The sequence below is a fragment of the Nocardioides sp. genome, assembly GCF_035697785.1.
Lineage (GTDB): Bacteria > Actinomycetota > Actinomycetes > Propionibacteriales > Nocardioidaceae > Nocardioides_B.
This window is the reverse complement of record NZ_DASSCL010000084.1, coordinates 1-7,754: the sequence shown is the minus strand read 5'-3', so window position 1 is coordinate 7,754 and position 7,754 is coordinate 1. Positions and strand designations below refer to the sequence as shown.

At 71.3% G+C, this 7,754-nt stretch carries 10 protein-coding genes; 1 reads left to right on the top strand and 9 read right to left on the bottom strand.

The features are described 5' to 3' along the window. Nucleotides 1-239: 6-phosphogluconolactonase (locus tag VFH10_RS08490; protein WP_325127682.1), on the top strand; the 239-nt coding region annotated here is incomplete at its 5' end. A gap of 63 nt (nucleotides 240-302) precedes the next feature. On the opposite strand, the gene VFH10_RS08485 is transcribed toward VFH10_RS08490, so the two are convergent. The 9 genes from VFH10_RS08485 to VFH10_RS08445 form a co-directional block, all read right to left on the bottom strand. Then, nucleotides 303-662, bottom strand: coding sequence for an RNA polymerase-binding protein RbpA (locus VFH10_RS08485; protein WP_325127681.1), 360 nt, complete (start codon nucleotides 660-662; stop codon nucleotides 303-305). Between the two features lie 38 nt (nucleotides 663-700). Next, complete coding sequence (secG, locus tag VFH10_RS08480) at nucleotides 701-937, bottom strand: preprotein translocase subunit SecG (protein WP_325127680.1); 237 nt, start codon at nucleotides 935-937, stop codon at nucleotides 701-703. A gap of 45 nt (nucleotides 938-982) precedes the next feature. Further along, nucleotides 983-1,780: a triose-phosphate isomerase gene (gene tpiA, locus VFH10_RS08475; protein WP_325127679.1), complete on the bottom strand. Its 798-nt coding sequence runs from the start codon at nucleotides 1,778-1,780 to the stop codon at nucleotides 983-985. Nucleotides 1,781-1,803: 23 nt separating this feature from the next. Next, the gene (locus tag VFH10_RS08470; protein ID WP_325127678.1) at nucleotides 1,804-3,003 is read right to left on the bottom strand and encodes a phosphoglycerate kinase; all 1,200 of its coding nucleotides are present in this window, start codon (nucleotides 3,001-3,003) and stop codon (nucleotides 1,804-1,806) included. Between the two features lie 25 nt (nucleotides 3,004-3,028). Continuing rightward, the gene (gap, locus tag VFH10_RS08465; RefSeq protein WP_325127677.1) at nucleotides 3,029-4,033 is read right to left on the bottom strand and encodes a type I glyceraldehyde-3-phosphate dehydrogenase; all 1,005 of its coding nucleotides are present in this window, start codon (nucleotides 4,031-4,033) and stop codon (nucleotides 3,029-3,031) included. Between the two features lie 158 nt (nucleotides 4,034-4,191). Next, nucleotides 4,192-5,178: a DNA-binding protein WhiA gene (gene whiA, locus VFH10_RS08460; RefSeq protein ID WP_325127676.1), complete on the bottom strand. Its 987-nt coding sequence runs from the start codon at nucleotides 5,176-5,178 to the stop codon at nucleotides 4,192-4,194. A gap of 82 nt (nucleotides 5,179-5,260) precedes the next feature. Next, a complete protein-coding gene (locus VFH10_RS08455; RefSeq protein ID WP_325127675.1) occupies nucleotides 5,261-6,238 on the bottom strand; it encodes a uridine diphosphate-N-acetylglucosamine-binding protein YvcK in 978 nt (325 codons plus the stop codon). Nucleotide 6,239: 1 nt separating this feature from the next. Continuing rightward, nucleotides 6,240-7,106 carry an RNase adapter RapZ gene (gene rapZ / locus VFH10_RS08450; protein ID WP_325127674.1) on the bottom strand — a complete coding sequence of 289 codons (867 nt, stop codon included), beginning with the start codon at nucleotides 7,104-7,106 and terminating at the stop codon, nucleotides 6,240-6,242. Then, nucleotides 7,106-7,754, bottom strand: a 649-nt coding sequence (locus VFH10_RS08445; protein WP_325127673.1) for a helix-hairpin-helix domain-containing protein, incomplete at its 5' end; no start/stop codon positions are given. The genes rapZ and VFH10_RS08445, both read right to left, overlap by 1 nt.

Sequence of the window (7,754 nt, the reverse complement as noted above, 5' to 3'; positions counted from 1 at the left end):
CCATCACGGTGGCGGTCACCGACTCCCCCAAGCCGCCGCCGCAGCGGGTCAGCCTCACCTTCCCGGCGCTCAACCGGTCCCGGCAGGTGTGGTTCCTCGCTTCGGGTGCCGGCAAGGCCGAGGCGGTCGGCCGGGCCCTCGGCGGTGCGGACCCGCACGAAGTGCCGGCGGCGGGCGTGCGAGGTCAGGAGCGCACGGTGTGGTTCCTCGACGCCGACGCCGCCTCACAGCTCGACTGAGCACAACGATTCGTCTGCGATCCGCCCGCGGGAATCACCCCATAGACGGCAGACGAATCGTTGTCAGAAGACGATCTCGCCCTTCTTGCGGCGGTCGCGCAGGGTCTGGATCGCCTCGTCGAGGATCTCCTCGGCCTCCTGGTCGGAGCGGCGCTCCTTCACGTAGGCGAGGTGCGTCTTGTACGGCTCGATCTTCGGCGGCGGCGGCGGGTTCTCCGCGTCCAGGCTCGCCGGCAGTCCGCAGCGCGGGCAGTCCCAGGAGTCCGGGACGGTCGCCTCGACCGCGAAGGTGATCACCGACTCGTGCTCGTGAGCACAGAAGTAGACGACGCTCTGACGAGGCGCGGCCTCGCCGCGCTCGGCCTCGCCCATCGGACCGGCACCTACACGGCTGCCGCGGATGGCATTTCCACCACCTGCCACGCTTCTGACTCCTGTCGGGGGGTTCGGGTCGACGGCTGTTAGGCGCCGGCCTTGAGCAGCAGGCCGAGGGCAATGATGCACGCGGCCCAGATCAACGCCGTCCCGACGGTGATCCGGTCCAAGTTGCGCTCGGCGACCGAGGAGCCACCCAGTCCGCTGGAGACGCCACCGCCGAACATGTCGGAGAGCCCGCCGCCCCGGCCCTTGTGCAGGAGGACCAGGAGGATCAGCAGCAGGCTGGACAGGATCAGCAGCACGGTGAAGGTGATAACCACGGTGGGAAAGCCTAACTCACGAAAGTCGGGTGGGTGGACGGGACGTCAGATGACCGGCATGTCGTAGTAACGGCAGATGCCGCCGAACTCGTCGGCCTGCAGGCTCGCGCCCCCGACGAGACACCCGTCGACGTCGGACTTCTCCATGATTCCGGCGACGTTGGCGGCCTTCACCGAGCCGCCGTAGAGCACGCGCACGGCGGCCCCGGTCTCGTCGCCGTGCGTCTCGGCCACCCGGGCACGGATGGCCGCACAGACCTCCTGCGCGTCGTCGGGGGTCGCCACCTCGCCGGTCCCGATCGCCCACACCGGCTCGTAGGCGACCACCAGGTCGGCGACCTGGGAGGCGGTGAGCCCGGCCAGGGAGCCGTCGAGCTGCGCGAGCGTGTGCTCGACGTGCCGCCCCTCCTTGCGCACCTCGAGGCCCTCGCCGACGCAGACGATGGGGGTCATCCCTGCGGCGATCGTCTTCTTGGCCTTGGCGTTGACGGTCTCGTCGGTCTCCTGGTGGTGCTCGCGACGTTCGGAGTGGCCGACCACGACGTAGGAGCAGCCCAGCTTGGCCAGCATGGCGGCAGAGATCTCGCCGGTGTAGGCGCCGCTGTCCTGGGTCGAGACGTCCTGCGCGCCGTACTTGATCTCCAGCCGGTCGCCGTCGACGAGCGTCTGCACGCTGCGCAGGTCGGTGAACGGCGGCAGCACGGCCACCTCGACCTTGGCGTAGTCGTGCTTCTTGTCCGAGAGCGTCCAGGAGAGCTTCTGCACCAGGACGACTGCCTCCTGGTGGTTGAGGTTCATCTTCCAGTTGCCCGCCATCAGGGGGACGCGCGTGTTGGTGGCCATGTGGCCCTTTCGGGTCGTGGTGGTCAGGAGAGTACGTCGATGCCGGGGAGCGGCTTGCCCTCGAGGTACTCGAGGCTTGCGCCGCCGCCGGTGGAGATGTGTCCGAAGGCGTTCTCGTCGAAGCCGAGCCGCCGCACCGCGGCCGCGGAGTCGCCGCCACCGACGACCGTGAGTCCGTCGGCGTCGACGAGGGCCTGCGCCACGGCACGGGTGCCGGCGGAGAAGGCGTCGAACTCAAACACGCCCATGGGGCCGTTCCAGAAGACCGTGCGGGCGTCCGCGAGGGCGGCGGCGAAGGCCTTGCCGGACTCGGGCCCGATGTCCAGACCGAGCTGGTCCGCGGGGATCCGGTCCGCCGGCACGACCGTCGGCGGGGAGTCGGCCTTGAACTCGGGCGCGACCACCACGTCGGTCGGCAGCACCAGGTCGACCCCGGCCTCCTCGGCACGACGGAGGTACTCCCGGCAGATGTCGAGTTGGTCCTCCTCGAGAAGGCTCTTGCCGACCTCGTGGCCCTGGGCCTTGAGGAACGTGAACACCATGCCGCCGCCGATCAGCAGTCGGTCGGCCTTGCCGAGCAACGCGTCGATGACGCCGAGCTTGTCGGAGACCTTGGAGCCGCCGAGCACGACGGCGTAGGGACGGTCCGGGTCCTCGGTGAGCCGCCTCAGCACGTCGATCTCGGCGGCGACCAGCCCGCCCATGGCCGACGGCAGCCGCTGCGCGACGTCGTACACCGACGCCTGCTTGCGGTGCACGACACCGAAGCCGTCGCTGACGAACGCGTCGGCGAGCTCGGCGAGCTGGTCGGCGAACGCCCCCCGCTCGGCGTCGTCCTTGCTGGTCTCGCCGGCGTTGAACCGGACGTTCTCCAGCACGGCGACCTGGCCGTCCGCGAGCCCGGCCACGGTGACCGACGCGCTCTCCCCCACCGTGTCGGTGGCGAACGCGACGTCCTGGCCGAGCAGCTCGCCGAGCCGGGTCGCCACGGGCGCCAGGGTGTACGCCGGGTCGGGTGCCCCCTCCGGCCGCCCGAGGTGGGCGGTGACCACGACCCGTGCACCCGCGTCGACCAGGCGGCGGATCGTGGGCACGCTCGCGCGGATCCGGCCGTCGTCGGTGATCCGCTTGTCACCCTCGGGGCCGTCCAGGGGCACATTGAGGTCTGACCGGACGAGGACGCGCTTGCCGCGCAGGTCGCCCAGGTCGTCGATGAGCTTCATCGCGACGTCGGTCTCCGGCCGGCGATCAGAGGCTTGCGCCGACGTGGGTGATCAGGTCGGCGAGGCGGTTGGAGTAGCCCCATTCGTTGTCGTACCAGCCGACCACCTTCACCTGGTTGCCGAACACCTTGGTGAGCCCGGCGTCGAAGATGCACGAGCTCGGGTCGGTGACGATGTCGGAGGAGACGATCGGGTCCTCGGTGTAGGTCAGGTAGCCCTTGAGCGGGCCGTCGGCGGCGGCCTTCATCGCCGCGTTGACCTCCTCGACCGACGTCTCACGGCCGGCCTCGAAGGTGAGGTCGGTGGCGGAGCCGGTGGGGATCGGGACGCGCAGCGCGAAGCCGTCGAGCTTGCCCTTGAGCTCGGGGAGCACCAGGCCGATCGCCTTCGCTGCGCCGGTGGACGTCGGCACGATGTTGAGCGCGGCCGCGCGGGCCCGACGCAAGTCCTTGTGCGGGCCGTCCTGGAGGTTCTGGTCGGCCGTGTAGGCGTGGATGGTGGTCATCAGGCCCTTGACGATGCCGAACTCGTCGTTGAGCGCCTTGGCCATCGGCGCCAGGCAGTTGGTGGTGCACGACGCGTTGGAGATGACGTGGTGGTTGTCGGCGTCGTAGTCGGTGTGGTTGACCCCCATCACGACGGTGACGTCCTCGTTCTTCGCCGGGGCGGAGATGATCACCTTCTTGGCGCCGGCCTCGAGGTGGGCCTTGGCCTTGGTGGCGTCGGTGAATAAGCCGGTGGACTCGACCACCACGTCGGCGCCGAGGTCCTTCCACGGCAGCGCGGACGGGTCGCGCTCCTCGAGCGCGGCGAACGACTTGCCGCCGACGGAGATGGAGTCACCGGAGGCGGTGACCTCGCCGGGCAACCGGCCCAGGATCGAGTCGTACTTCAGCAGGTGCGCCAGGGACTTGTTGTCGGTGAGGTCGTTGACCCCGACGATCTCGATGTCGGCACCCGACGCCTGGACGGCGCGGAAGAAGTTGCGGCCGATGCGGCCGAAGCCGTTGATACCCACGCGGACGGTCACTTGATGCTCCTCGACTAGCTGGCACAGGGCGGGACCGGCGCGCCCGGAGACGCGGCGCTGGTCACGAACCCGACCCTACCCTCAGGGGGACCGTGGCCCGAACCGTCGTCCGGCGTACGTGCGGGTAACGAACGGGACCGACCCGCGGCGTCGTGGCGCTACTGCTGCTCCGCGAGCATCTCCGGGGTCAGGCTGGCCTCGGTGTCGGGGATGCCGAGCTCCTGCGCGCGCTTGTCGGCCATCGCGAGCAGCCGCCGGATCCGCCCGGCGATCGCGTCCTTGGTGAGGGCCGGTTCGTGCAGTTGGCCGAGCTCCTCGAGGGACGCCTGCTTGTGCTGGAGCCGCAGGTCGCCGGCCAGCTTGAGGTGGTCGGGGACCTCGTCGCCGAGGATCTCCAGGGCGCGCTCGACGCGCGCACCGGCGGCGACCGCGGCCCGGGCCGACCGACGCAGGTTGGCGTCGTCGAAGTTGGCCAGTCGGTTGGCGGTGGCGCGGACCTCGCGGCGCATCCGCCGCTCCTCCCAGGCCATCAGCGACTCGTGAGCGCCGAGGCGGGTGAGCAGGGCGCCGATCGCGTCGCCGTCGCGGATCACCACCCGGTCCACGCCGCGGACCTCGCGGGCCTTGGCGGAGATGCCGAGCCGGCGGGCCGCCCCGACCAGGGCCAGCGCGGCCTCCGGGCCGGGACAGGTGACCTCGAGCGCCGAGGAGCGGCCGGGCTCGGTGAGGGAGCCGTGGGCCAGGAACGCGCCCCGCCAGGCGGCGACCGCGTCGCAGCCCGCCCCGGAGACGACCTGGGGCGGCAGCCCGCGCACTGGGCGGCCGCGGTTGTCCAGAAGGCCGGTCTGTCGGGCCAGCGCCTCGCCGTCGCGGACCACCCTTACGACGTAGCGGCTGCCCTTGCGGATCCCGTTGCCGGACACCATCACGACGTCGGAGCCGTGTCCGTAGATCTCCGCGATGTCCTTGCGGAGCCGCCGCGCGGCGGCCCCGGTGTCGAGCTCGGCCTCCACCACGATCCGGCCACTGACGATGTGCAGACCACCCGCGAACCGCAGCATGGACGACACCTCGGACTTGCGACAACAAGCTTTGGTCACTTGCGTGCTGGCAAGCTCCGCCTTCACCTGCGCCGTCATCGCCATGCGTCCGATCCTGCCACGTGAGCGCCACCTTCCCCGATGCCTCGATGAGGCCGACACCTCCGAATTGGAGGCCCCGCAAACCTTATGCCCGCTTCATGATCCCCGCATAGGCATCCGCCAACTTGGCCGGGTCGTGACGCGGCGAACCGTCGTCCATCGCCACGTCGGCGACCACCACGTCAGCGCCGAGCCCCGACGCCACCTTGCGCAGCGCGTCGTCGTCGGCGACCGCGCGGGTGTCGGCCAGCACGACGTCGATGCCGAGCCCGGGCGCATGGGCGGCCAGGACCTCGAGGTGCCGTTCGGGCGAGAAGCCCTCGGTCTCCCCTGTCTGCGGCTCCAGGTTGAGGGTGACCAGGGTGCGGGCTGGCGTCCCGGTCAGCGCCGTCCGAAGCTCGGGGACGAGCAGGTGCGGGATCACGCTGGTGAACCACGACCCCGGGCCGAGCACCAACCAGTCGGCGGCGTGTACCGCGGCGAGGGCCTCGGGGCAGGCCGGCGGGTCGTGCGGCAGCAGCTCCACGGAGCGGACTCGGCCGGTCGTCGAGGCGACCTCGACCTGTCCGCGGACAAGAGTGGTCGCCCACGGGTCGCCGGGCACGAGTCCCTCCACCTGGGCAGTGATGTCGATCGGCGCCACCGACATCGGCAGCACCCGCCCCTCGGCCCCGAGCAGCCGACCCACCCAGTCGAGCCCCTCGACGTGGCCGCCGAGCAGCTCCCAGAGCGCCACGATCAGCAGGTTGCCGACGGCGTGGTCGTGCATCTCGCCGGTGCTGCGAAACCGGTGCTGCAGCACCCGGGCCCAGGTCTGCCCCCAGTCGTCGTCGCCGCAGAGCGCCGCGAGCGCCATCCTGAGGTCGCCCGGGGGGAGGGCGCCGAACTCGGTGCGCAACCGTCCCGAGCTGCCGCCGTTGTCGGCGACCGTCACCACCGCGGTGAGGTCGCGGACGACGTGCCGCAACGCGGACAGCGAGGCCGCGAGGCCGTGTCCGCCGCCCAGGGCCACGGCACCGAGGTCGAGGCGGGGGCCGGACCGGATCGCCGAGGGACCGGTCACGTCACTCCCGCCCGAGGTCACGGTGCACCGCGCGGGTCTCGAGCCCCGGCGCCCGCAGCCGGGCGGCGATCTCCTCGGCCATCGCGACACTGCGGTGCTTGCCGCCGGTGCAGCCGATGGCGATGGTCATGAACCGTTTGCCCTCGCGCTGGTAGCCCGGGACAACGGTGCGGATCAGGTCGACGTACTCGGTCAGGAACTCCTCGGCGCCCGGCTGCTCCTTGACGTAGCTCGCGACCTCCGGGTCCCGCCCCGAGAGCGGGCGGAGCTCGGGCACCCAGTGCGGGTTGGGCAGGAAGCGCATGTCAGCCACCAGGTCGGCGTCGACCGGGATGCCGTACTTGAACCCGAAGGACACGACGGTGGCCCGCATGGAGGTGGTCTGGGCCGTCCCGAACGCCTCGGTCACCTTGTCGGCGAGCTGGTGCACGTTGAGGCCGGAGGTGTCGATCACGAGGTCGGCGTCGGCGCGCAGGTCACCGAGCACGACCCGCTCGCGCCGCAGCCCGTCGAGCAGGCGGCCGCCCTCCTGCAGCGGGTGTGGCCGGCGCGCGGCCTCCTGACGCCGGACCAGCACGTCGTCGTTGCAGTCGAGGTAGAGCAGGGTGGTGCGGCGGCCGGTGCGGCCACGCGCGATGACCTCCTGCAGGCCGGCGAAGAAGGAGCCGGAGCGTACGTCGACCACGACGGCGATCGGCTGGAGCTGGCCGCGCGACTCGTCGACCAGCCGCACCACGTCGGGGACGAGCTGGGGCGGCAGGTTGTCGACCACGTAGTAGCCGAGGTCCTCGAGCTCCTTGGCGGCCGTGCTCCGGCCGGCCCCGGTCATGCCGGTGACCACCACCAGCTCGCCGGACTGCTCCTCCATCACGTCTCCTCGCGTGTGTCGGGCCCGGTCGAGACGACCTCGCCGGTGGCGGTGTTGACGTGCACAGTCTGGCGTTCCGGTGCCGCCACCGCATCCTTGATGGCGGTCGCCGTGCGTTCCCCGATGCCGGGGACGAGGGCGATCTCCTCGACGGTGGCCGCGCGCAGCTTGCGCAACGACCCGAAGTGCTTGAGCAGCGACTTGCGCCGGACCTCCCCGAGGCCGGGTACGTCGTCGAGCAGGCTCTCCACCATCGACTTCGACCGCCGCGACCGGTGGTGGGTGATCGCGAACCGGTGGGCCTCGTCCCGCACCCGCTGCAGCAGGTAGAGGCCCTCGGAGGTGCGGGGGAAGATCACCGGGTCCTCGTCGTCGGGGACCCACACCTCCTCCAGCCGCTTGGCGAGCCCGCACACCGGGATGTCGACGATCCCGAGCGCCGTCAGGGCGTCCCGGGCGGCCGCCACCTGGGGCGGGCCGCCGTCGACCACGACCAGCCCCGGCGCGTAGGCGAACTTGCGCGGCCGGCCGGTGTCGGGGTCCACCAGCATCGGGCCATGGTCGTCGTCGGGGTCGATCTCCCCGCCCGACAGCTCGGGCATGTCCAGTCGCTCGTCGAGCAGGCGCCGGAAGCGCCGGGTGATCACC